Origin of the sequence: Pseudoalteromonas sp. C2R02, assembly GCF_018860845.1 — a bacterium.
GTDB lineage: Bacteria > Pseudomonadota > Gammaproteobacteria > Enterobacterales > Alteromonadaceae > Pseudoalteromonas.
On record NZ_JAHKQC010000037.1, the window covers coordinates 178,725 to 204,247 of the forward strand.

A 25,523-nucleotide genomic window follows, 5' to 3' on the forward strand; every position below is an offset into this window, starting at 1 on the left:
CCTAAATATGACCTACAATTTTATTATTAAAATATCAAAGTCGCGATTATAGACTTTTTTTCGCAAAGGATACATTTTTTATTGTATTTACTCTTATACCAAAAACAAACAATAGAGAAAAATACGTAATAATCGCAATTAATAACAATGAAAACAAATATACTATCTGCTGCCCCAACCCTATCGATTGCCATATTAATTGCTGTTCACACCAGTAGGTAACAAATGCCATCACTAAACTAGACACGATGCATTTCAGGGTAAAGCCAACACTAAATCGTGAAAACTTATAAACCCCTTGTTTTGATAAAAAGTAATATAATAAAAACGCATTACACGTTGCCGATAGTGATGTTGCCAAAGCTAAACCGATATAACCTAAAAATGAAGCCAAAATTAAATTAAACACCATATTTAAAATTAATGCCGCTATGCCTATTTTCACTGGTGTTTTTGTATCTTGCCTTGCATAAAACCCTGGAGCTAGTACTTTTATAAGCATAAAGCTTACTAAACCCACCGCATATGCAGTTACACCGAAAGAGACTTGAGTAACATGATCTACTTCACTATTAATAAAAGCGCCATGACCAAACAAAACGGTAATGATTAAAGGACTTAAAACAATTAAGCCCATAAATGCAGGTAAACCTAACCAAAGCACAAACCTAACACCCCAATCTAAAGTATCTTGAAAATCCGTACCTTCTTTATTTACATGCAATTTAGATAATGCGGGTAAAATAACGGTCGCAATACCAATACCAAACAAGCCTAATGGAAACTCAATTAAGCGATCTGAGTAATATAACCAAGCAATAGAACCATTAATTAAAAAAGTAGCAATAACAGAATCAAGCAATAAATTTATTTGACTTACAGATACACCAAATAAAGCAGGGATCATCAATTTACGTACTTTTTTTACATTCTCATCTTGCCAAGCCCATTTTGGTCTCGCTAACATTTTTGCACGATATAAAAATGGAATTTGGAAAAGTAGCTGGACAACTCCACCAATAAATACACCTAGCGCTAACGATAAAGCACCAAACTCAAATTTATCATGAAAATATAAAGCACAGCTAATAATAGATATATTGAGTAAAACAGGTGTAAAAGCAGCAACAGCAAATTTGTTATATACATTAAGCACAGCGCCAGATAAGGCAACTAAACTAATAAAAAATAAATAAGGAAAAGTAAATTTAAGCATCAAAGATAACAAAGCATATTTATCTGTTGAAATACTAGAGTCTGAAGATGCAAACCAACCAGCGCCAAATAAAGCAGCTATAACAGGCGAAGCAATCACACCTAAAATAGTAACAGATAATAAAATCGTACCCAATGTACCCGCTGCATTTGCGACAAACATTCTTACTTTGTCATCACCATGCTGTTCTTTTACTTCAGTTAAAACTGGAACAAATGCTTGTGCAAATGCTCCTTCTGCAAATAACCGTCTTAAAAAATTTGGTACTTTATTCGCTAACAAGAATATATCTGCCGCAGCACCTGCTCCTAATAAATGCGCTGTTACTGCATCTCTGACTAACCCGAGTATTCTTGAAAGGAATGTCATAAAACTGACTATCATCCCTGAACGAAACAAACCTTTTGCCACGCTAAACCTTTTTGATAAATTTAAGAACACGCATTATGACATAATAAGTGTACTTAGGTACTAGGCGATTCATATAAGCTTTGATATAATCTCCACATTAACTGCTGCGATGGCCTACTGTGTTAAAACGCTAAAGAAATGAAAATTTCATCGTTTTAATATAAATATGCATTAAATTAGTGGTTTTTATATAAAGGCCATTGACATTTTCAATAAAAAGAGGCATATTCCTCGGCCATAAATTCAAAGCTTTATTTTTAGATTGTTAGGAGCAAACCTTGGCTAACATCAAGTCTGCAAAAAAACGCGCTTTAACTAGCGAAAAACGCCGTAAACACAATGCAAGTCGTCGTTCAATGATGCGTACTTTTTTCAAAAAAGTAGTAGCAGCAATTGAAGCTGGTGACAAAGAAGCTGCAACTTTAGCATTTAATGCTGCTGTTCCAGTTCTAGACCGTTACGCAACTAAAGGTCTTATTCACAAAAACAAAGCAGCTCGTAACAAGAGCCGTTTATCTGCAAAAATCAAAGCACTTTAGTCGCTTTTGTTTTAGCTTTTAAAAAACCGGCTTATGCCGGTTTTTTTATATCTTAAATTTAACCCACAAAAACGTCATTAACCCTAGCCATATCAATCCTAACAATTAAGCAGCAAACCTAGCCCATTACAAAATCAGTCATATGAATATCAGTAGAGATAGAATTGACTGTTTAGCTGACTATTTAAAGCGTTCAATATAGCCAGCAAATATGAGAGGTTAATAATTAAGGTAATTGAAGGTCTGGTGCGAATTTTTTTAAGATAGCGGCTATTTTTTTAGGGGAAAAAGGTTTTACAACAAATCCTTTAGCACCCTTATCAATTGCATCTTTGACATTTTCTACAGTAGAGTGAGCAGACACCATCACAACGTTTGTTTGTGGACTTATTTCATTTAATTTAGCGATAATATCTTTGCCATTGCCATCAGGAAGTTCAATGTCTAAAAATACAATTGAAAACTTATGTTCTTCGCATAATTGTAAACATTGGGAAGCGGTTGACGCTTCATTTATAATGTTAATACCTAAATGCATAAGTGTTTGATGAAGGAAGTTTCGGACAGTACCGACGTCATCAACTATTAAAACCGAAAAGTTATCATTCATATATTCATTCCACTGATTCTTGTTATACTTACAGTATATACCTATTACAATATTTGTTGCGGTTACACTTTCCATTATCAAGTAAATAATAATTATGTCTATAAAAATAAAACAACAAAAGCTACTTAAGCCCGAAGATCTTAAGAAAAAGCAAAAAAAAACTAAAAAGCAAGTGGTTAAACCGAGTCCTGCACATAGTAAAAATACTCAAAAGTCTAAAGGCTTAACTAATGAGGCAAAAAAATCAAATACTAAAAGTATCAAATTTTTAGCTTTTATTGTTTTTCTATCACTTATTTATTTTATATCGCCTAAACCTCAATTACTTACATATGAAAAAGTGGGCATTATAAATAAAAGTATTTATTGGCCAGGGTTTTATAATTTTAAACCTTTTATTTTAGATTCTAACCTTAAAGCAAATGCAAACATTAGTGCTAACCACTTATTTTTATGCCATCAGACTATTACAACTCTGCCTTGCCAAAAATATAGGATAATTAATACTGAAGGAACGATTGCTGTAGCAATGTTTTTATATAAAGAAAGATTTTAGATTAGAAAAACTAATGTGAAATTCTAAAAAAATCTCGTTTGAAGTTAAACCATGACTTGAAGATAATAGCCTCCTTTGAAATTGAGGCAAGAATAATGGAACAAGTTTTTTTAAATAGTATAAATATTTTAGGGTTTATTTTGTGTTTGGGTGCTTTTTTTATAAAAGATAGCTTTTGGCTAAAAGTATCCGCTATGCTTGGTATGAGTATTTTATTCACAGTTAATACATTAGGAAACTTTCCAACAGGTATGCTTTCTAACATTAGTCTAGTATTAATAAATACTTTCTGTCTTTTTAAATTATTTACATACCACTTAGAACAATAAGACATTGCTCTAAGTGGTTTTTAAAGCTTTAAGATGCTAGAAAATAGTTTAAATGTGACTCAGGGCTTACCTCATTTGCAGATGCCTGATTAAACCAAGCCGAAACCGCTAACACAACAACTGCACATGCTACTGAACTAAGTCGGATCCCACGACTGGTTGCCCTATTCATAATCACTCCAATTTTTTATTTTTATTATTTGGTTTTATTAGAACGTTTTTTGTTCGAAACTAGTGTACTTAAAGTTTTCAGAATTAACAATATATTTACACATATATTTGGTAATTAACAAATACACCTTTTAAAAATTAAATAAACTTCAATTAAATAAAAAACTTAGAACAAATCCAAGCATTAAAACCACATAAAAATAAAGGTTAATTTCACTGTAACTTATTCTAAATCAATTTTTACCATAGGATAATTTAGAGCATTTAATTGCTTGATCTACATCAAATAACTGCAAGCGAAAAGAAAAGATAATGTCGTCATTAACTGAAATCACTCATAACATCGGAGCAGAATTATGAGAAATGTATTAAAATCATCTTTAGTAGCAGCGACTCTTATTGCAACACCTTTTGCACATGCAGATTTTCTTGATAATTTAAGCGTAAACATTGGTGCAATTACAGTAGCACCAGATAGTGGCACATCAAATATCGACCAAGACCCTTCTCTAGGTTTAGGTGTTGATTCAAACACGCAGTTAGGTATTACTTTTGATTACGCTTTAAATGATAACTGGGTATTAGAGTTAATTGCAGCAACACCATTTAGCCATGACATTTCAGGCGAAGCAGGTTTAGCTGGCGCTGATATTGGCTCAACTAAACAGTTACCACCAACATTACTAGCACAATATCATTTTGGTGATTCAAATGCGGCATTTCGCCCATTCATAGGTGCAGGTCTTAACTACACAATGTTTTTTGATGAGCAAGCAGGACAAGATCTTAAAGATACTCTTGGCACTGATGATGTTGAAATCAAATTAGACGATTCATTTGGTTTAGCTGCACAAATAGGTTTTAACTACATGTTAAATGAAAAATGGGGCATTCATGCGATGGCCTCATACATGGATATTGATAGTGATGCAGAAGTATTTGCTGACGGTAAAAAAGCACTTACTTCAACTGTTGCCATTGATCCAACAGTATTTATGTTAGGTATGAAATATAAATTCTAGATCTTTTTTCAAAAGTTATATTTCTAGATTATAAGCCAATTACATTATGTTATTGGCTTATTTTCTTTTAATAGTTCAATTTTAACTCTGCTCATCTACTAGCAACAATTTTATTTTCGTTTATACTTTTTTATTAAGTAAAAAAATTTTATCGTAAATAAACAGAGGTATAACTATGCTTAATAAAAATAAATGTATCCTCCTCCTATCAACTTTTTTTCTTTCTTTACCTGCATTTGCAAACTTCAATTTTAAAGGAGATGGCACACTTTCTTACCCGACTGGTATCTCCAAACCATTCAACTTTGGTTTCGCATGGAATGATAAAACACAAAAATTCACTATCGGTAATAAATCATATTCAATGGAGCAAGTACCTGACTCCTACTCTATTGCGTTAGCTATTAGTAAAAATGAAAAAATAGTATGGGTGCAAGAATTTGCTAAAGGATATTTTGAACAGTTTGAATGGCAAATTGATAAACATACATTGAAATTAGAAAAACAAAAATTCGAAAATAAAGTATTAGGTAATTATGTTTTGACCCTGGACGATAACCAGTATTTTTTCACCAGTCGAACGGCAAGCCTAACCATAAAGTTTAATGAAGATGGGATCAAAGGGATTTCAATTGAAGGTGTGACAAAAGATTTTGGTACTAAAAAATAAAAAACCTAACAAGCGAGAATAACCCTTGTTAGGTTTTAATTTATAAACTGGCTAATCAAGAATATACTTTTAAACTTTAATTGTTTTACGGTTAATACCGTACTCTCTTAATTTATTTGCCACTGCGGTGTGACTTAACCCGAGTCGCTTAGCCAGCTGCCTTGAGCTTGGGTAAGCAGGGTATAATTTGCGAAGTAAAGTTGATTCAAAACGTTTCACGGCTTGATCTAAACTGCCTTCAAAATCAGATTCCAAATAGCCTAAATCATTTGTAAAACTTGGTAACTGTAAATGTTCAATTCCAAGTTTTTCATCATCCAATAAAGAAACCGCTCTATATAAAGCATTTTCTAACTGCCTTATATTGCCAGGCCATGGGTATTGCTCTAAAAATGCGAGGCACTCAGGCGTTAACTCTGGCACTTTCACACCCATTTGATGGGCATATTTTTGTATAAAATGATTTGAAAGTGGTGAGATATCAGCCTTTCGATCTCTCAATGGTGCAATATCTAAAGTAAGTACGTTAATACGATAGTAAAGATCTTCACGAAAAGCTCCTTCTTGTACCATGCCTGGCAAATCTTTTTGTGTCGTTGCGATAATGCGAACATTTACCTTTACTTCATTTTCATCACCAACACGACGAAATGTACCATCTTGTAAAAATCTTAATAATTTTGTTTGTAGCTGAGTAGACATTTCCCCTACTTCATCTAAAAAAACAGTACCACCATCTGCTTGTTCTAAAATTCCCCGTTTGGTCAGTGATTCATTAGTATGATCGATATGACCAAATAATTCGGACTCCGCAACGTTATCAGGTAAAGAGGCACAAGATAACGCTAAGAAAGGTTTCATAGAACGGTTAGATGAGAAATGACATGCCCTAGCAAGTAATTCTTTGCCTGTGCCAGTCTCTCCTAAAATCAAAATTGGTGCCTCTAAGTGAGAAATTCTTTTCGCTTCTCGGACTACACGTCGCATTGCAGTACTTTGACTTTGTATAGAAGAAAAGCTTTCTTGGCCGTAACGTCTAAATACACTCACTTGTTGACCTAAGCGACTTTGAGATTTAATATTAATAACCGCACCGGCTAATATATCTTCACTAGATGCATCAGGTACGGAGATAGGTAAAATATCAGCAATGAAATCTTCACCTGAGACCTCAACTCTCACCGTTTGGCCCAGCACTTCATCGCTTTCTAGCCAGCGATTAAAGTTAAAACCTTTTAATAGATTATTAATATTTAAATCTATGACTTCGAACTTATCAATGTTTAAATCTCTTGCTGCGGCATCATTACATAGGCGAACACAACCTTTAGTATCAATAGAAATAATACCATCAGGTAAAACACTTAATAAGGTTTTGAGTTCATTATGTTCTCTTTCTGATGGCATAAAAGCAGTTGTTTTAACATCTTCTACACCATCAATCAGACGAATTTCAGGCATCAGTTTTTGAAAAATTTCAAACTCAATCGGCGGCATTGAAATAAACATTTTACTATTGATAGCATCTACTTCAATGCCTTTTAAATCGACTTGATAACTTACTAAAATATTCAATACTTCCTGTGCGATCCCCATACGATCAGCACAATGAATTTCCAGACGCATAAAACCTCAGAGCATATAAATTGCAGATAGCTGAATCATACTGCAATTTACATATAAAAAAACTCATTTTGTAAAGAATTTTGCACATTTTTAATATTTTAAAACTTATATGTTAGAACTAAAACGCCTTTATTTAGGCTCTAATTTTAATTTTTATGAGACTGAACCTGCCATAAAGCGGCATAAAAACCATTTTTATTAAGTAATTCAATATGTGTTCCCTGCTCTTTTATTTCCCCTTTTTCCATATAAAATATTTCATCTGCATCTATGATAGTTGACAACCTATGTGCAATAACCAGACTTGTATGTCCCGTTGCAATGTTTCTTAGTGTTTCCATAATGGCAGCTTCATTGTGGCTATCTAATGATGATGTCGCTTCGTCAAAAATTAAAATGGGGGTTTTTTTCAATAAACTTCGTGCAATAGCAACTCTTTGTTTTTCTCCACCAGAGAGTTTTAATCCTCGCTCTCCTACTTGAGTGTTTAACTTATCAGGTAGTGAATCAATAAAGTGACTCAATTGTGCATCATTAATCGCTTGTTTAACTTCATCATCTGTTGCATCTAATCTGCCATAACGCACATTTTCTAAAATACTATTATTAAATAACACAATATCTTGAGGCACAATTGCGATTTGCTTTCGGGCCGACTCTAAAGAATAATCTAGTATATTTTGCTCACTAATGAGTATCTGCCCTTCATTAATATCATAAAACCGATAAAGTAATTTAGTGATAGTAGATTTTCCTGCGCCACTAGGGCCTACAATCGCAACTTTTTGCCCCGATTTAATTTTAAAACTGAGATCAGTGATGGTATTAGTCTTATTTTTATAAGCAAAACTCACATTTTTAAACTCGATATCTGCATTTTTAAGCTTTAAATCAGGCGCATCTTTAACTTCTGTTATATTTGATTTCACACTAAGTAGCGCAAACATGTTTTCTATATTTGCTAATGAACCTTTTATTTCTCGATATACAAAACCTAAAAAGTTTAATGGGATAAATATCTGCATCATAAAAGCATTCACTAATACAAAGTCACCTAACGTCATATTTTTTTGACTTACATCTATAGAAGCCAATGCTAAAGTAGCAGTCATAGCTAATGCAATAATTAACGCTTGTCCGCCATTTAATACAAATAATGAAAGTCTGTTTTTTCGTCTAGCAAGTTGCCAATTAGCCAAATCTTTATCATACGCATTTTGCTCGTATTGCTCGTTATTAAAATATTTAACCGTTTCAAAATTTAACAGGCTATCTACTGCTCTTGTATTCGATTGGTTATCAGCCAAATTTGCTTGTTTTATATATTTAAGTCGCCAATTTGTCGCTTTAATCGAAAATAAAACATAAAGGATCACTGCTGTAATGATGATTAATGCATACTCAAAACCATAATTTATACTTAATATACCTATAACAAAGCTTAACTCTAAAATTGTAGGTCCAATATTAAAAACAAAAAATCGCATTACAAAACTAATACCTGATACACCCCTTTCTATGTCTCTGGCCAAGCCTCCTGTTTTTCTATTGAGATGAAACTCCAAATCTAGTTTGTGAATATGCGTATAAACCTCAAGGCTGATCCTTCTCATTGCATGTTCTGTTACGCGACCAAAAAGCACATCTCTGAGTTCAGAAAAAAGCACATTTGTAAACCTCACGGCACCATAGGCCGCGACTAGCATCAAGGGTAATATCAGCTCTGGCGTTGACAAGTTTTGCTGTTCATCCAGTAAATCAACTGTATTTTTTAAGATAAAAGGTAAATACACACTTGCAACCTTTGCCAAGGCTAAGCATATAAATGCCAAAATGATGCGATTTTTATATTCTGTTAGATACGGGATAACCCGTTTGAAAATAGCTAAATTAAAAGCGCTTGCAGGATCAGGTGTCGTAAAACCATGTTTCATATTTATTCATGCCTATTTTTTATACTGTTGATTAAAACAGCCAACTACTCAGAGCAGCTAAAGCTTTTACTAAGACTTAGGTATATGTATACTAACTTGAAGTAATTTAATTAACATGACCTATTTTTATGAGCTTTTATCGCTTTTTAATTGTGGTATCAGGATGTTTAAAATAGATTATTAATTATTACCGATTAAAACACACACATGGCCACCCGTTTAATACTAGGTTATTAACACCTTGATTAAACGAAAGCAATTATAACATACAGGCCAAAACGATAAATTGATTTAGGAAATTAACAATGAGTTCGATTCCAAAGACTGGAGATTTTTTAGGACACCCTAAGGGGCTGTTCTTACTGTTTGGTACCGAAATGTGGGAACGTTTTGGTTATTACGGTATGCGTGCCATTTTGGTACTTTACCTCGTAGCTAGCGTACAAGATGGCGGTTTTGGTTGGACCCCTGCTGAAGCATTAGGACTTTACGGTACATTTACCATGGCGGTTTATGTTACTCCTTTAATAGGTGGTTGGTTAGCCGATAACTATATTGGTCAACGAAAAGCAATTATCTTTGGTGGCATTATTTTCGCTGCAGGTTATTTTACCTTAGGTATTCCTAAAACTATGCTAGTTGGCATGGAAGAAGAAGTTTTTTATCTTGGTCTAACATTAATCGTAATCGGTAATGGTTTTTTTAAAGCAAATGTATCTAGCTTAGTTGGCGAATTATATGATGATGGCGATCATCGTCGCGATGGTGCTTTTACTATTTTCTATATGGGTATTAACTTAGGTGCATTTATGGCACCACTAATTGTTGGCTATTTAGGCGAGCAAGTAAACTGGCACTACGGTTTCATCGCAGCCGGTTGTGGTATGTTAATTGGTTTAGTTTTACAACTTACTTTAGCAAATAAATACCTTGGTAATATTGGTGTTGAACCTTCAGCTAAACGCACTAAAGGCGATAAAAAAGCAGATGTACCTTTGACTAAAGAAGACTTTGATCGTATGAAAGTTATTTTAATCATGAGTATGTTTTCTGTTATTTTCTGGGCTGGATTTGAACAAGCCGGTGGTTTATTTACAATATATGCTTCAGAATTTACCAACCGTGACTTAATGGGTTTTGAAGTACCAGCTTCTTGGTTCCAATCTCTTAATGCAATGTTCATTATTTTATTAGCCCCTGTAATTGCCACAGTTTGGGTTAAAATGGGCAAAAAAGAGCCAACATCACCGGTTAAATTTGCTTTAGCGATGTTATTCTTAGCACTTGGTTTCTTTGTTATGTTATGGGCGACTATGGTACAAGGTGGTGATACAACTGTTAAAGTAACAATGCTATTCTTAGTATTCGCTTATTTATTCCACACATTAGGTGAATTATGTTTATCGCCTATCGGTTTATCTCTAGTGACAAAACTAGCGCCGCTTAAATATGCTTCTGTATTAATGGGGATCTGGTTCTTATTCACTGCATTATCAAATAAACTGGCTGCATTTATTGGTTCATTTGTTGGCGAAGGTCAAGAAATGGTTAATAACGCAGGTACTATCTTTATGTCTGTTGGTTTTGCTGCATTAGCAACTGGTCTTATTATATTCTTAAGTGCTAACAAACTTATTTATTGGATGCATGGTGCTGAAGGTGATAGCCATCATACTGAAGAAGAGAACCTTGAAGAAGAGTTAGAAGTAACAGCGACACGTTAATTTCAACTTTAATTTGATATACTAAAAACCCAAAGAGAAATCTTTGGGTTTTTTAGTTTATGGCGTTCAATCATGTATTTAATGCCTATTTATTTAAAAAAAATGTTATTCATCTGTTCATTAACTTTTACTGATTATTGAGTTAACATACAAGCGTATAATAAGTAAAAAAGGAACTGAAATGCGAAGTAAAACCAGAAAAGGTGCCAGTCTAAAAACGCAAATTTATGGTTTAGTCATTTTTTTAGGCATTGTTTCGTTTATTGGTAGTTTATTAATAAGCGTAGAACATACAAAAGATTATTTAAATGAGCAAATGGGTAGCCATGCCCAAGATACTGCAACGAGTTTAGGCTTATCAATTTCCCCCTATTTAGATGAAGAAAATATCATTATTGCAGAAACTATGGTTTCCGCGATTTTTGATTCTGGATATTATGCCGCTATGGAGCTTAAAACCATTGATGGTAAGGTCCTTATTAACCGCCAAAACCCAAATCAGGTCGATACTGTTCCAGCTTGGTTTATTGATATGTTTGCGTTGTCTCCTCCTACAAGAGTAAGTGAAATAAATAATGGATGGCAAATCGTTGGCAACTTATCTGTAACCAGCCATGCGGGTGTTTCTTATTTCCAATTATGGCAATATGGTAGCAAAGCATTTATCGCATTTTTCTTTATTCTCTTATTTAGTTTAATTATCGCATATTTCATTTTAAGCGCAGTATTGAAACCGTTAGCTATGGTTGAGCATCAAGCAATTTCAGTTTCCAAAAAACAGTTTATCCATAACGGCGCAAAACCATTTACCAGAGAGCTCAAAGTTGTAATAGAAGCATTAAATTCTATGGTTGCCAATGTGCAAAAAAACTTTGACTCAATGACTCGCCAGGCTGAAAAAATAACTGAAGAAGCTTATTTAGATAAGTTAACAGGATTAGCTAACCGTCGTGCTTTTGAAAGTCAATTCAATGCAAGCTTGTCTGATATTTCAGATGATGAATCAGCTACAATCGCGTTAATTGAACTACCATCATTACAAAAAGTAAATAATGAAAGTGGTTATCAAGCAGGTGATAAATACGTATTATCTGCAGTTAATGAATTAAAGATTGCTTTTAAAGAAATTGAAGGCACCAAAATTTATAGGATCAATGGTGGTAGTTTTATAGTGACTATCGCGCAATCGACTTCTCTTTGCCAAGACGAAATAAGGGCGTTAAACAATCAATTTTTATCTCTTGATGACAATTGTTACCCTAATGGTTTTGCTAAGTTAGTCGCAACACCATACAAAAATACCGACTCGATGAAAAAGTTATTAATTGATTTAGATAATTTAGTCACTCAAGATTCGTCACAATTAAAAATCAAGGAAACTATATTTTCTGAGAATTCGGGCTTATCTATCGGATTACAAGATTGGAAAACCCTCATTGAAAATATAATGAGTACGGGCCATATACAATTTTTATATCAACCCGTAAAAGAGATTAATAATGTCAATGTTTTATATGATGAGTTACTCGCTAAGTTTTATTATGATGATAAAGTTATACCAAATAATCAGTTATTTGCTATGGCTGAAAGGTTAAAGTTAACACAAGAACTAGATATTAAGCTAATCACTACAGCTATTGAGTTTGTATCGACTGATTTAGATAACACACTCGCTATAAATTTAAGCCAACAATCTCTATTTAGTACCTCATTTTATCTATGGCTCAAAGAGTTTATGACTGAAAATGAACATTGCAGAGAAAGGTTAATATTTGAGATCAATGAAACCGCTTTACTTAAAGATGTATCGCTTGCAACAAAACATATTAATTTATTTAAAACACTAGGTATTAGTATTTGTATTGAAAGGTTTGGTACAAGTTTTACATCATTTAAATATCTTAGAGGCTTAGATCTCGACTTTATAAAGCTTGATGGCAGTTATATCAAAGACCTAATAAATCATACTGAGAATAACTACTATATTCAGGCTGTTAATCAAGTTTGTCATAGCCTAGGAATAAAGGTGATAGCGTGTCATATTGAAAGTGATGAGATTCTTAACCTGATCAAAGAACTTGAGTGTGATGCGTGTCAGGGACAATATATTCAAAACCCAACTGAGTTATAATTATACCAATTCTAGTAAGTTAGTGATCTAATTTAAATTAGAATAAATTTTCAAGAACACAGGTTTTTTGTTCCAGACAAAACCTAAGTACCTATATCCATATAGGCAAGGCGATTGATTGAGCAATAGCTGGCTATTAGGATTGAAAGCAACACAACTATTTGATATTTAGACAATTTAGATTGATCACATATTTATTGGAATTGGTATTAGTCTAATGAATATAAAGGTGTACGCAAGGAAGCGGCACTGAATCGACTTCTTAATTTATTCCAACTTTGTAACCGACTTGATTTTCCTGCTAGCTTACCTTGACCTTTAGCTTTACTTAACCATAGGTTTTCACCATTAAAACTATATATAGGTAGTAAGTCTCGCCTTTGAGTAGAAGGTAATATTTTTGGATTTATATTATCTAAAATAAGCGGTATAGATGAAGGTGTATCGTAATAGGCTAATACCATATGGAATTGATTTAAACTCAGCGCTTTAACATAGGTTATACGAAGCTTGTTTTCAGGTATGCCTAATTCTAATAAACTAAAATATTTAGCAATACTAAAATCTTCACAATCACCGCCGTTTGCACCAATAAACTCTAACGGTGTTGCCCAGTAATCCTTTTCTCCCCACAAAGGGATATCATCAACAAAATTTAATAAATTAAAAAAACGATTAACTCTATCAAGTTTATTTAAATCTGTAGGCAAATTTGGATCAGAAAGTACTTTTTCCCATGCTCGTAATCTGAGGCCCGCTCGGGGCCCATATTGATTTTTTAATTGGACTTCAAGTTTATCCCAATCAAAGGCTTTATTTGAATCTCCCCATAGTGGTAAAACCACACACAGTGATATGACAATAAAGCGCTTTATCATCAATTAATAACCTTTAAACCTTTCATTTTTCTTATTTTCTGTTGTGAAAATATTCCACCTTAAGAGATCTTTTTGATTTTTAATTTGTATATAAAGTACCACTCTTCTATTTTTACTATGATGACTTTCAGAACCACCTTGCGTTGCCAATTGACTCTCTCCAAAAGGCACAGCAACGAGTTTACTTGCATCTACATTGTGGTTATTAACCAAAAGACGCTTCACTTCTTTAGCTCGTTTAAGAGATAACGCTAAATTATATGATTCGCTGCCAACCGAACTGGCGTGGCCCTCTAGTTCAAGTTTGATTTCATCGGTGCGATTAATCATATCAGCCAGTTTAACTAACTCTCTATCGTATTGCGGTTTCACAATTATAGAGTCATTATCAAATAGTATATTTAAGTCCATGGTTAATAGAGTATCTGTAACAGTAGGACAACCATCATTTGTGACTTGTGCACCTTCAAACGTATATGCACACAAATCACGCGCATTAATCACTCCATCTGCGTCATCATCAGCAAGAGAAACACTCGGTGGTGAACCATAAGTGAGATCTGGCTGTGAACTACATGCTGAAAGCAAAACTATTAGACTCGCTAATATCGCTTTTTTAAACATTATTGTTGGCTCCATTTTTTTGGTTTTTCTACGCGTAATGATGCTAATAATTTGCCTGTAGAAGCTAATACTCGGTATTGCGCTAAAAGTTGCGAGTGCTCAACTGAAGTATATGTTTTTCTGGCTTCAAATAATTCATTACTGGTATCTAATAGATCAAGTAAACTACGTTTTCCAAGGAAAAATTGCTCTTCATATATGCTTTGAGCTTGTTTTGCCGAGTCAACATGGTGTTGTAAAAAAGGTATTTGTTTATTTAAATAAACCTGCGCACGCCAAGATAATTTAGTACTTTGCAAAACTTGCCTTAATGTTTGCGCATAAATATCTTTACTTTGCGCTTCTTGGTAAGCTGCTTTTAATTTCCCAGCACTATCAGCACCACCTGCATAGAGATTATATTTCATTCTTAACATGGCCGTTAAATCTTCATTATAGCCTTCTGTTCCATCCATATCATTATTATGTGAAGCACCAACTTCAAAGCTCACTTTAGGATAAAAATTACTATTACCAATTTCTAATTTTGCAGAAGCTGCTTGTATATCATTATAGGCTGATAGTAATACGGGATGATCTTCTCTTGCTGTTGCTAATGCATTATTAAGTGACTTTGGAAACATATCAGCATCTGCTACTGGCCATTTTAAATCTTCAGGTTTTTGGTCAACGATATCTACAAACTTACTATTGGCATCTAATAGATTATGCTCTGATGAAATAACATTAACCTGTGCCCTTGCTAATCGCCCTTCGATTTGTGATAAATCAGCATTTGAGCCTAAACCTTGCGATACGCGATCTTTAATTTGGTCATATACTTTTTTGTGTGCTTTTAAGTTTTTTTCTGAGAGACTTAGTATTTTTTTTGCCTCTAATACACCTAAATATACTGATGCAACTTTTAATGCTTGATCTTCAGCTAAACCATATAGCGCATATTGTGATGCAGTTGCTTCAAACTTTGTTCTTTTAACATTATCCATCACTGCAAAACCATCAAATATCTTTTGCTTTAGTGATACCGATAATTCACCTCTTGTTAGCTCTCTTGATGTGTCATTTACAATACGTGTTGTCGGGCTATTTGTATTCTCATAACCATAACCTGCTTGTAAGTCTATTTGTGGTAAGTAACCACTTTTGGCAATGCCAACATCTTGTTGGTAAGCTTTATATAAATGAAAAGCCTCAGCTATTTTTGGTTCACTTGATAATGTTCTTTCAACAGCTTCTTCTAAAGATTGTGCAGATACAGTTGTACTAAGCAAAGTGCTCATTAAAATAATAGCTGATGTTATTTTTGTTTTGTGGAACATGATCAATCCTTTTTCAAAATAATGTGTGATTCTTAGGTGATAAAAATATTTTTATCTTTCTCTTAAAGCACTCTGTTGAGCCCTTAAAATTGGTTTTAATAAATATTCTAAAACTGTTTTCTTACCCGTCATAACATCAACTGATGCAGTCATGCCTGGTATTATTGGTAACTTTTTTGATTTATCTCCGAGATAGTTATCTTCTGTTCTCACAGTGATCAAATAATAACTAACGCCTTTCTCATCTTCAAATGAATCTGCACTGATATTTTCAAGTTTGCCTTCAATACCACCATATATGGCAAAGTCATAAGCCGTAAATCTTACAATAGCTTTTAAACCAGGTCTTAAAAATGCGATATCTTTAGGTGATACTTTCGCTTCAATTAACAGTTGGTCTTCAATTGGTACGATTTCAACTAAATCCATTCCAGGCTGAATGACGCCACCTTCAGTATTTACATTTAGCGCTTTTATAGTACCTGTTACGGGTGATGTTATCGATGTTCTATTTACTTTATCTTTTAAATTAACCTGTTTTTCTGTCAATTGTGCTAACTGTGCTTCTACCTTAGTTAATAACTCTTGAGTTTCCTTTTGATATTCACTCACTAAAGTTTGTCGTTTACTAATACTTTCGGTTAAAGCGGTTCTACTTCTTGGTAAAGCCAGTTCAGCTTCTTCCATTTGTTGTTTAAGTTCATTTATTTGACGTTTGAGCTTTAAAAATTCAACAGGAGAAATAACACCTTTGTTAGCTAAAGGTTCTGTTAAGTTGAGCTCTTCCAAGCCCAGTTGATAACTTGTCTGAACATGTTTAACTCGCGACTTCAAAGACTCAACTTCTTGCTCTTTTTGCTGAATTTGATTCGCCATCACATTTAACTGTTTTTTAAAGTTACTAATATTGGCATTAAAACTTGCTACCTCAGTACGATAAATATCAGAAAACGTCTCTTGTTCGGCAAGAGAGATATTAAATGATTGCGGTATAATTTTAATTTGTTGTTTCCACAGGCGTGGGCTAATATTTTTAGACCATTTAACACTGGCAAGCTCTGCTTTTAAACGAACAGCTCTACGCTGTAATTGCATGACTTCCTGCTCTTTTTCACGAAAATCGGCTAAGAATCGGGTATCATCTATCCTGAGTAACTCTTCACCTTTAGTTACTTTCTGTCCTTCTTTTATAAAAATTTTAGATAAAATCCCTCCTTCTAAGTTTTGTACAACTTGAATTTGAGAAGAGGGTATTACTTTTCCTGAACCGACAGTTACTTCATCAAGTGCTGCAAAATAGGCCCAGATTAAAACGCAAAAACAAAATCCTGTAATGACATATAATAAGTTTCGCGATCTATTTGGTGAAGTTAATAAAATAGCAGCATTAATATCATCAATAAAACTGGTATCAATTTCTTTAAAAGAATTATCTTTCATCACAATGCCGCCTTTATTTTACCTGACTTTAAGGCTTCTAATACTTTATCTCTTGGTCCATCAGCAACAAGACGGCCTCTTTCCATGACTAATATACGATCAACAAGATCTAGCATACTTGCTTTGTGGGTGATCAAGATAAATGTTTTATCTTGAATAATGCCTTTTATATTATTTTTAATTTCTGATTCTGAAAAATTATCCATGCTACTTGTTGGCTCATCAAGCACTAGCATTGGAGGATTAAATAACAGAGCCCTAGCAAGTGCTACAGCCTGACGTTGTCCGCCAGATAAATAGCACCCTCGCTCTCCTACTTGTCTATCTAATCCTTCAGGATCGATATCAGTAAATCTGGTTACACCAGCAAGGCCAGCAGCTCGGGTTATAAGAGCGTCATCTACATGTGGTACACCCAAAGTGATATTGTCACGAATAGAACCAAAAAATAATGTACTATCTTGTGCCAGACAACCTATTTTTTGACGCAAATCAGCAGGACTAATTTGTTTGATATCAATCCCATCTATTCTTATAGCACCTTCTGAAGGTTGATAAAAGTTAACCAATAGTTTTTCAATAGATGTTTTACCTGCACCAATGCGACCAATAATAGCAACTCTTTCACCACTGTTTATATTGAAGCTAACATCAGTCAAAGCATTTATTTGAGCACCTGGATAAGCAAAATTCACTTTTTCAAATTTGATTTCACCATCAAAATGACCGCGGTGTAAATATCTATCCATATTTTCACCTGGTAGTTTCATTATTTCATCAAGAGTATTCAGCGCTGAATGCGCTTGGTTGTATCTAGTGATCAATAATGCAACTTGCGAAAATGGAGACATAGCACGACCTGTAAGCATAACTGATGCTATCATTGCTCCCATACTGATGTTGCCTTCAGTTATTTGATATACACCAAAAATAACAACAAATACATTTGCAACTTGGGCAACAAGGCTATTCACACTACCAACAGATGTCGCATATTTTTTAATCTTAATATTCCAGTTTGCAATATGGCCTATTAGTTGTTCCCACTTTGATTGAAATTGGCTTTCAGAACCTGTTAGTTTTATTGTCTCAATACCTTGTAAAGACTCAACTAAATGCGCATTTTTTTGCACTGAAAAACGACTACCTTGCTCTACTTCAAATTTAATTTTACCTTTTATCCAAAAGGAGAAAACAAGCATAATAATAATACCTGCCAGAGGGATCCAAACGATTGGGCCTGCAACAACCGCTATGATGATTAAAAATATGAGAGAAAATGGTACATCTAAAAGCGCTGATACTGTTGCTGATGTGATAAAATCTCTTATAGATTCAAATTCTTGAATTTGTTTAGCAAAAGCCCCCACAGATGGTGGTCTATTACTCATATCTAAGCTCAATGTTTTCTCAAATAATGTTGAAGATAACAGTAAATCTGACTTTTTAGCGGCGGTTTCAAGTAGGTGGGCTTTAATTTCTTTTAAAATAAAATCAAAAACTAATATTATAAACATACCAAAAGCAAGTACCCAAAGCGTATCTAATGCTTGATTGGGTACTACGCGATCATATACATTCATTACAAATAGCGGTGAGCTAACTGCAAATAAATTTACAAAAAAAGCTGCTAATAATACATCTTTATAAATAGGTGTAGAAAGCTTTAATGTGCTCCAAAACCAATGACCATGGTTTGTTTTTAAAGTTTCTTTTGACCTTTCATCAAAGCGGTATCGCTTACGAATATAAAAACAATAGCCTGAATATTCATCTTCAATCTGATCTCGCGCAATCAGGTCATGACTAGAAGGTAATTCAGGCCATACAATCTCTAATTTATCTTCTTTATAGGATAACAGTACACACGCCCTGCCATCTTTTAGCATCAAAACACAAGGCAACATTAAAGAGGGTAATTTTTTTAATTCTTTTTTCTTAAGTTTAGTCTCCATACCCGCGCGTAACGCTGCTCTAGGCATTAATTTAGGAGACAGTTTACCGTCTTCTAAGGGTAAACCAGAGCTCATCGATTCTGCTGAAAATGGTTTACCATAAAACTTACTTAAAAATACTAAGCAACCTAATAAAGGGTCTTGCTCTTGGTTATTTAGCTCTAATGATTGAGCTAACGTATCTTTTTCATTGATCATATAATTTTTCTTTTAGGTATTGCTCTTTATCCTTAAAGAGCAATACATTACTACAAACTGATAAGACTCGAACACTTATCTTTAATAAATAATGAATTAATCTTGTGACAGTTTACTATCATCAACCAATTTTTGTATTAATTCAAAATCATGATGTTCAGAAATCTCTAATGCTTGTGCGTTTTTAGAAGCACTTATATCTGTTTTAGCCTCAGTAAATTCAGTTTCAGTGTTTGAATCTTCAAATGATAAATTTAAATATTCATCTAATGACTGTGGCTCTTTACTTGAGTGTTTTACTAAATCAGACATATTCAACTCATTTTCTAATGTTTGTTCTATTGGGTTTAAATCAAAATACTGAGTTTGCACTTCATTATTTGGATTTAACATCAATTCACCTTCTAATTGATATTGCTCATCATCACTGGAGTCTAAAGTTTGAACACCCGCTATAGATTCATCATTATCTATATTAAATGTAAGGCTTTGTGTTTCAGTGTTTGATTGAACTGCATTTAATTCTGAACTTGAAAAAGCAGACTGGTTCTCATGATTAACTGAGTTTTCTGAATTATTATGATTACGGCTGTTTCTGTTATCTCGTGCCTCATCTTCATAATCAGTGTTTCTTGAACTTCTGGTTGATGTATTATCAACGACAAGTTGGCCTTGATCCAATAGAGCTTGAATAATATCTGTATCGTTATTACCCGTAGCACCTAAATCTAATCCCTGCAAGCTGATAGTTAAGTCGATGACACCATCTTTATCAGAGTCAATCTGAACCCATGTATCTGAACCATGTTTAGAAAAAGTGAGGTAATTACTTAAGTCAGCAGCATTGTTTGATTCACCAATTAAAATATCTTGTAAATCTAAAATATCATTAGACGAGAAATCTAAAATAACATCGGTACTTTTATCTGCGGAGTCTAAACCAAAATGGAACGTATCAGCACCACTACCACCTGAAAGTGAATCGACGCCTGCACCACCATCTAAGTAATCATTTCCTGAGCCACCAAACAAAATATCACTGCCTGAACCACCAAATAACCTATCATTATGTTTATCACCATAAAGCTCATCATTTCCAGCATCACCATATAGATTATCATCTTCATCGCCTCCTGAAATAATATCGGCATCAGCACCACCGTAAAGCTTATCTTCTCCTTTATTTCCTTCTAATATATCTGAGCCTTCACCACCAAAAACAGAGTCTTTACCTTCACCACCTAGTAAAATATCATCGCCTTTACCACCATCTAAAGTATCATCACCATCATCACCTGATAAATGGTCATCACCGTCATTACCACTTAATATATCGTTATCTTTACCACCAGAGATATAGTCTGAACCGATACCACCGGAAATGTTATCGTTGCCTGAGCCTCCAGATAAATTATCATGGCCAGCCCCACCGGAAATTGTATCTGAACCACCTTCACCACTTATCGCATCATTTACATTCGTACCTTGTAAGTTATCGCTACTATTAGTTCCAGTGATCATGTTATCAGATTCATAGATAGATAATCTTGCTGTATCGGATTGACCATCGGTATCAGTTAACGTGTAATCTATTTGCACCGGCTCATTTGAACTTGGGGCGTTTAATTGCTCATAAGCAATTGATTGTATTCGAACATAAGTATTTGAACTATCAGCTATAAAGTCTATTTTACCAATTGCAGGATAATCCGCTGCAGAAATTATGATAGGGTCTCCAGTAACATTTATAGTATCTATCACATTACCATTTAATCCATAAATAATTAAAGTAACAGACTCATCAACTCTATCGTAACTGGTTAAATCTAATACAATATCATTAACGCCATAAGGGTTATTACCTTTAGCCATAAAATCAATTGTAACTTTCTCACCTAAATCTATTTTACCGTTATCAGAATTCCCTGATACGCCTATACCACCCGATTGGTAAGTAATGCTTCTGCTACTACCATTTTCATCAAAACCAACAACTGTAAAGTCACTATTATTAACATTAGATTGTGACGTGGTCGATATTGATTTTGAGTTAGATCTAGCAGCACCTGAATCATACTCGTAATAACCATTACTTCTAAATATCAAAGTGGCATTAGTACTAGAGTCAACAATTGTTACTTGATTAATGGTATTACCTTTATTGTCTGTCTCACTAGAAGAAGTCCAAGTTAAGCTACCTGAACTACCTGAAGTTGATAAATCAATTGTTGAACCTAAATAATTTATAGATGTAATACTTGCATTGTCTACTACACTATCAATACCACTACCTTGTACAGCAAATGGTGTGAAACTTGACCCAAATTCTGGGCCTCCATCCGTTCCTAAACCTGTTATTACATTACCTTTAGCAATACCTGTATTATCTATAGAATGTAAGTCATCACCCGCTTGTGGTTCTGCATCAACAATATTAAAAGTAGCAGTGCCACCTGCTTTGTCACCATCTCCATCAACAACGCTAAAATCAAAAGAAATAGTATTCGATTCAGTTCCATTTGGAGCACTTAATGTATAGTTACCCGTAACAAAATCAAACGTAAATGTTGCTTTTGCAAAAGTACCTGGTGAGCTTGCTACAGGTAGGTTTAATTCTAGTGTTAATTTAGAACCTGATAAACTAGCACCTACTGGAGCAGGATTTGGTAAGGTAACAGTATTATTGCCATCAAAAGTAAATAAATAATCCACACCATCAATAACAAATGAAATTTGTTCAACAAATCCACCATCTGCGCCAAAATCAATATTAGATACAGAACCGTTTACAGTTATATTTCCACCAAATGCTGTTGGAACCGTACTTAATAACCTTGATTCTAACTCTGTTAGATCTCTGATTATAAGCGCACTGTCTTCATGGCCACCACCTTGCCCTAATGAATCTATATTATGTATCACATTAAGATGTGCTAAATTTGTAATGCCAGAACCAATTCCTACAGCATACGAGTCAATACCTTTACTATTAGCCCAATTCGCATAACCTGACTGAGGCCCATGCCCATCATTAGCATCACCATCTGATAGGAAGTACGATATATTATTTACATTGCTATCAAATCCATCATTAAATACATCCATGATCTCTTGAGTTGCTTCATCATAGTGGGTGCCACCTCCAGCAGTGACAGCATTTAAAGCAGTAATAAAAGCGTCGTAACTGGTGAATTCACCAACGACCCCAGCTGACGCATTAAATGTAATTAATGTTAAGGTCACTTGACTAGATTGATTGAAATACTCTTTGGCTAAAGCAGCTAGTGACTCCTTTGCAACTTGCATTCTTGTTTTTTCACCGGGAGCAAGATCATCAGTGCCCGATTGCGCTCCCCAAGCCATACTACCTGAATTATCGAGTGTAAATACTAGATTAAATACTTGTTCTGAAGATTCTGGGATTTCTTCAACAAGGTCATGTGCAATAGGTTTGTCATCAATTATTGTTATCTTTAAGTCTTGGTTTAGAGTTACACCACTGTCAGTAATAAATTGATAACTAAATGTTTCGACAAAATCACTACCTGAACTATTAGTACTAGTTAATGTATATGTATAACTACCATCTGAGGCAATTGTTAAAGTACCATTACTCGTTGTGATTGTTTGACCAGCATTTACTGTTTGACCACCAAATGAAAACGATTCTAAAGTTTCATCTTGAGCCGCGGCGGCATCATTATCAAAAATATTTCCTGTTGCTATATGAAGGCCACTTCCTTCATTAGTACCGTTTGTTAATGCACTTTCATAAACTGAATTTACATCTTCTGCACTAGAACCAATATTAATTGTTGTTTGACCATTTGTAGTATGTTCTCCATCAGATACTTCGTAGGTAAACAAAGCAGATGCGTTATCGATACCTTCAAGCGGGTTAAACTTTAATGATCCCAATTGAGCGAGTGTTAGTACCATACCTACAGTTATAACCTTACCATTGCCATCAGTAAGAGTGCCAAAGGAAGCTAAATTAGGGATACTAGTTACTGTTATAGTGAGGCTATTGGCATCATTATCAGGATCTATAGGCAACTTAATGTTTAAATCAGTAAGAGTATTATCATCTGCAGAAGTATCCGAAGAATCTGCTAAAGTAAAAATCTGATTATCATATGCAATAGGTGCATCATTAACAGCGATAACATTTACAACACCTGAATCACTGCCATATAGCAGCGTATCATCTTCATCAAATGCTGAAACAGAAATGTTTCTAGGATTAGTTGATGGATTTTCTGAGGTATTTTCAAAAGTAATCGTATTTAAAACTGCTATGTATTCATTTATATCTGAACCACCTGTAAGCGTTAAGATCCAGTTATCACCGCTCAGAATTACCGTGCCAGTAATATTTGTACCTGCAGTTAAATAGGTAAGTATATCTTGAGCTTCATCATATCCAGATAGTTTAACAACCACTTTAGAAACATTATTACTGTCAGCATCCGATATAAATACACCATTTAATATATTTACTGGATCAGAGTTCTCTGTAAATGTAGTATCAGGGATACCTACAACTACAGGTATATCACTGGTATCCGGGAGGACAACTGAAACAATTTGGCTATTACTAGATGAATTATTGTTGCTAGATTCAGTTGATGTTGCTGTTACTGTCAAGTCGAAATCTGAAACAGAGCTACTTACTATTAAACTAATATTTCCGTTAAAGTCTGTGACTTTTGGATCTATATTTATAGTCCATGAATTAGAATCGGAGTCATATATTCCACCTTCAACAATTACGCCGCTAGGTACGTTTGTCAAGGTAATAGTTAAAGATTCGCTACCATCTATATCGATTAAATCAGCATCAATTGATAGCTCATATTTAAAGATACTATGAGTTTGCATATCTCCTGTATTGAGATCAACACTTACACTTGTATCAGCAAAAATAAGTGTTTCGATACTATACAGGTGGTCACCAGAGTCTAAATGATTTGCATTACTCGAATCTGTATCAATATTACGCTTGTCTATAACTAAAAGATAAGCAACATCACTATGATCATCCGGATATCTATATTCAATAATATAGTCATTCAGATTGCCAGTAAAAATAGCGACATCATTGCCAGCACCGCCATACATAGAATCATTACCAGACCCACCATCGAAGATATCATCACCTGCATATCCATGCATTGCATCTGCCCCACCTTTACCAATTAGGTAATCATTGGTTGAATTATTAACGCCATTCATAAGGGAGTCACCAAGATCAGTGCCCGTAACTGTACCATCTATTGTAATATCTAGAGAATTAGCAAGATTATCTTGATCTATTGGGGTACCACTACTAGTAGCCGCTATCTGTTCAGGAGCACCTATAGAAGCTGTTAAATTTGGTTTATCGGCAACAGCTTCAATCTCAATCGTTGTAGTATTAGGTTCTTTACTCCAGTTTTCACCATCAGATACACTGAAAGTGAAACTACTATTAACATCAGTATGCTGTGTTGGAACAAAGGTTAGTTTACCAGCTGTTATATCAGCAGCAGAGACCTCAAAATTAGCTGCTGTAACCTCAACGCCATCTAAGTAAAACTTACCATTTGTTGGTAAAGAATCAATTCTAATTGAAACAATAGCCGTGTTTTCAGCATCTGAATAATCACCAAAATCTGTTAACAGTAATGCATAGCCTAAGTTTGTATTGTTAAGATCTTCTTTTAGGTTAATAGTGTCGTTGGTTGCTTCAGGCGCATCATTAATGGCATTAATGCTGATACTTAATGTTGAAATATCTGAGGTTTCACCATTACTCACTGTGTACGTAATCACCGGTACCGCGCCATTGTAATTCACTGCCGGTTTAAAGCTATAGTCGCCATTAGCGTTCAATGTAAAGGTACCGATACCGTCAATTATGACTGGTTTACCTAACTCAAATGTTTGTTGTAAACCATCTCCATTGGCATCTAATGTGAATCCTGTCACTGTTAATGTTAGGCCATTCTCATCAACTGTGTTCTCGAGCACGGTGCCATTTTGATCAGAATCTTCATTACCTGATACCACTTCGTCATTATCTGTAAAGCTATCTACTTGAGCTGTTACACTGATTGTTAATGAATTACTTTCACTTGTATTTGTTGTGTAAGTAATTTGTGGCACAGTACCATTCCAGTTCGCATCCG

The 25,523-nt window shown here is 34.3% G+C and carries 18 protein-coding genes; 7 read left to right on the forward strand and 11 right to left on the reverse strand.

Annotated features, from left to right (window positions below; all coding sequences use genetic code 11):
- Window positions 1-46: 46 nt before the first annotated feature.
- Window positions 47-1,627: a murein biosynthesis integral membrane protein MurJ gene (murJ, locus tag KO527_RS17245; protein ID WP_354668632.1), complete on the reverse strand. Its 1,581-nt coding sequence runs from the start codon at window positions 1,625-1,627 to the stop codon at window positions 47-49.
- A 278-nt stretch (window positions 1,628-1,905) separates the two neighbouring features.
- On the opposite strand from murJ, the gene rpsT reads away from it, so the two are divergent.
- Window positions 1,906-2,166, forward strand: a complete 261-nt coding sequence (gene rpsT, locus KO527_RS17250) for a 30S ribosomal protein S20 (protein ID WP_216041516.1) — start codon at window positions 1,906-1,908, stop codon at window positions 2,164-2,166.
- Window positions 2,167-2,392: 226 nt separating this feature from the next.
- Here rpsT and KO527_RS17255 read toward each other — a convergent pair whose 3' ends face one another.
- Window positions 2,393-2,776, reverse strand: coding sequence for a response regulator (locus tag KO527_RS17255; protein WP_216041517.1), 384 nt, complete (start codon window positions 2,774-2,776; stop codon window positions 2,393-2,395).
- A gap of 94 nt (window positions 2,777-2,870) precedes the next feature.
- Here KO527_RS17255 and KO527_RS17260 point away from each other — a divergent pair, with 94 nt between their 5' ends.
- Complete coding sequence (locus KO527_RS17260; protein ID WP_216041518.1) at window positions 2,871-3,332, forward strand: hypothetical protein; 462 nt, start codon at window positions 2,871-2,873, stop codon at window positions 3,330-3,332.
- A 95-nt stretch (window positions 3,333-3,427) separates the two neighbouring features.
- A complete protein-coding gene (locus KO527_RS17265) occupies window positions 3,428-3,661 on the forward strand; it encodes a hypothetical protein (protein ID WP_216041519.1) in 234 nt (77 codons plus the stop codon).
- Window positions 3,662-3,689: 28 nt separating this feature from the next.
- Here KO527_RS17265 and KO527_RS17270 read toward each other — a convergent pair whose 3' ends face one another.
- Window positions 3,690-3,833 (reverse strand): hypothetical protein, encoded by a 144-nt coding sequence (locus KO527_RS17270; RefSeq protein WP_216041520.1) that lies wholly within the window; start codon window positions 3,831-3,833, stop codon window positions 3,690-3,692.
- A gap of 355 nt (window positions 3,834-4,188) precedes the next feature.
- On the opposite strand from KO527_RS17270, the gene KO527_RS17275 reads away from it, so the two are divergent.
- Together KO527_RS17275 and KO527_RS17280 are read left to right on the forward strand one after the other, a co-directional pair.
- A complete protein-coding gene (locus KO527_RS17275) occupies window positions 4,189-4,854 on the forward strand; it encodes an OmpW family outer membrane protein (protein WP_216041521.1) in 666 nt (221 codons plus the stop codon).
- 175 nt (window positions 4,855-5,029) lie between these two features.
- Window positions 5,030-5,524, forward strand: coding sequence for a hypothetical protein (locus KO527_RS17280; RefSeq protein WP_216041522.1), 495 nt, complete (start codon window positions 5,030-5,032; stop codon window positions 5,522-5,524).
- A gap of 69 nt (window positions 5,525-5,593) precedes the next feature.
- Here the strand turns inward: KO527_RS17280 and tyrR are convergent, their stop codons facing one another.
- Entirely contained in the window at window positions 5,594-7,150 is a 1,557-nt protein-coding gene (tyrR, locus tag KO527_RS17285) for a transcriptional regulator TyrR (protein ID WP_216041523.1), read from the reverse strand.
- 146 nt (window positions 7,151-7,296) lie between these two features.
- Complete coding sequence (locus tag KO527_RS17290; RefSeq protein ID WP_216041524.1) at window positions 7,297-9,084, reverse strand: ABC transporter ATP-binding protein/permease; 1,788 nt, start codon at window positions 9,082-9,084, stop codon at window positions 7,297-7,299.
- 305 nt (window positions 9,085-9,389) lie between these two features.
- Here KO527_RS17290 and KO527_RS17295 point away from each other — a divergent pair, with 305 nt between their 5' ends.
- A complete protein-coding gene (locus tag KO527_RS17295) occupies window positions 9,390-10,808 on the forward strand; it encodes a peptide MFS transporter (protein ID WP_216041525.1) in 1,419 nt (472 codons plus the stop codon).
- A gap of 181 nt (window positions 10,809-10,989) precedes the next feature.
- Complete coding sequence (locus KO527_RS17300; RefSeq protein ID WP_216041526.1) at window positions 10,990-12,939, forward strand: EAL domain-containing protein; 1,950 nt, start codon at window positions 10,990-10,992, stop codon at window positions 12,937-12,939.
- Between the two features lie 209 nt (window positions 12,940-13,148).
- Here KO527_RS17300 and KO527_RS17305 read toward each other — a convergent pair whose 3' ends face one another.
- From KO527_RS17305 to KO527_RS17330, 6 genes are all read right to left on the reverse strand, one after another.
- Window positions 13,149-13,820, reverse strand: a complete 672-nt coding sequence (locus tag KO527_RS17305) for a transglutaminase-like cysteine peptidase (protein WP_252733832.1) — start codon at window positions 13,818-13,820, stop codon at window positions 13,149-13,151.
- Window positions 13,821-14,441 (reverse strand): OmpA family protein, encoded by a 621-nt coding sequence (locus tag KO527_RS17310; RefSeq protein ID WP_216041528.1) that lies wholly within the window; start codon window positions 14,439-14,441, stop codon window positions 13,821-13,823. It lies immediately after the preceding gene.
- Window positions 14,441-15,760, reverse strand: a complete 1,320-nt coding sequence (locus tag KO527_RS17315) for a TolC family outer membrane protein (RefSeq protein WP_252733833.1) — start codon at window positions 15,758-15,760, stop codon at window positions 14,441-14,443. Before KO527_RS17315 ends, KO527_RS17310 begins: the two co-directional genes overlap by 1 nt.
- A gap of 51 nt (window positions 15,761-15,811) precedes the next feature.
- Window positions 15,812-17,200 carry an HlyD family type I secretion periplasmic adaptor subunit gene (locus KO527_RS17320; RefSeq protein WP_216041529.1) on the reverse strand — a complete coding sequence of 463 codons (1,389 nt, stop codon included), beginning with the start codon at window positions 17,198-17,200 and terminating at the stop codon, window positions 15,812-15,814.
- Window positions 17,200-19,353: a type I secretion system permease/ATPase gene (locus KO527_RS17325; RefSeq protein WP_216041530.1), complete on the reverse strand. Its 2,154-nt coding sequence runs from the start codon at window positions 19,351-19,353 to the stop codon at window positions 17,200-17,202. Before KO527_RS17325 ends, KO527_RS17320 begins: the two co-directional genes overlap by 1 nt.
- A gap of 96 nt (window positions 19,354-19,449) precedes the next feature.
- Window positions 19,450-25,500, reverse strand: coding sequence for a type I secretion C-terminal target domain-containing protein (locus KO527_RS17330; protein WP_216041531.1), 6,051 nt, complete (start codon window positions 25,498-25,500; stop codon window positions 19,450-19,452).
- Window positions 25,501-25,523 lie beyond the last annotated feature (23 nt).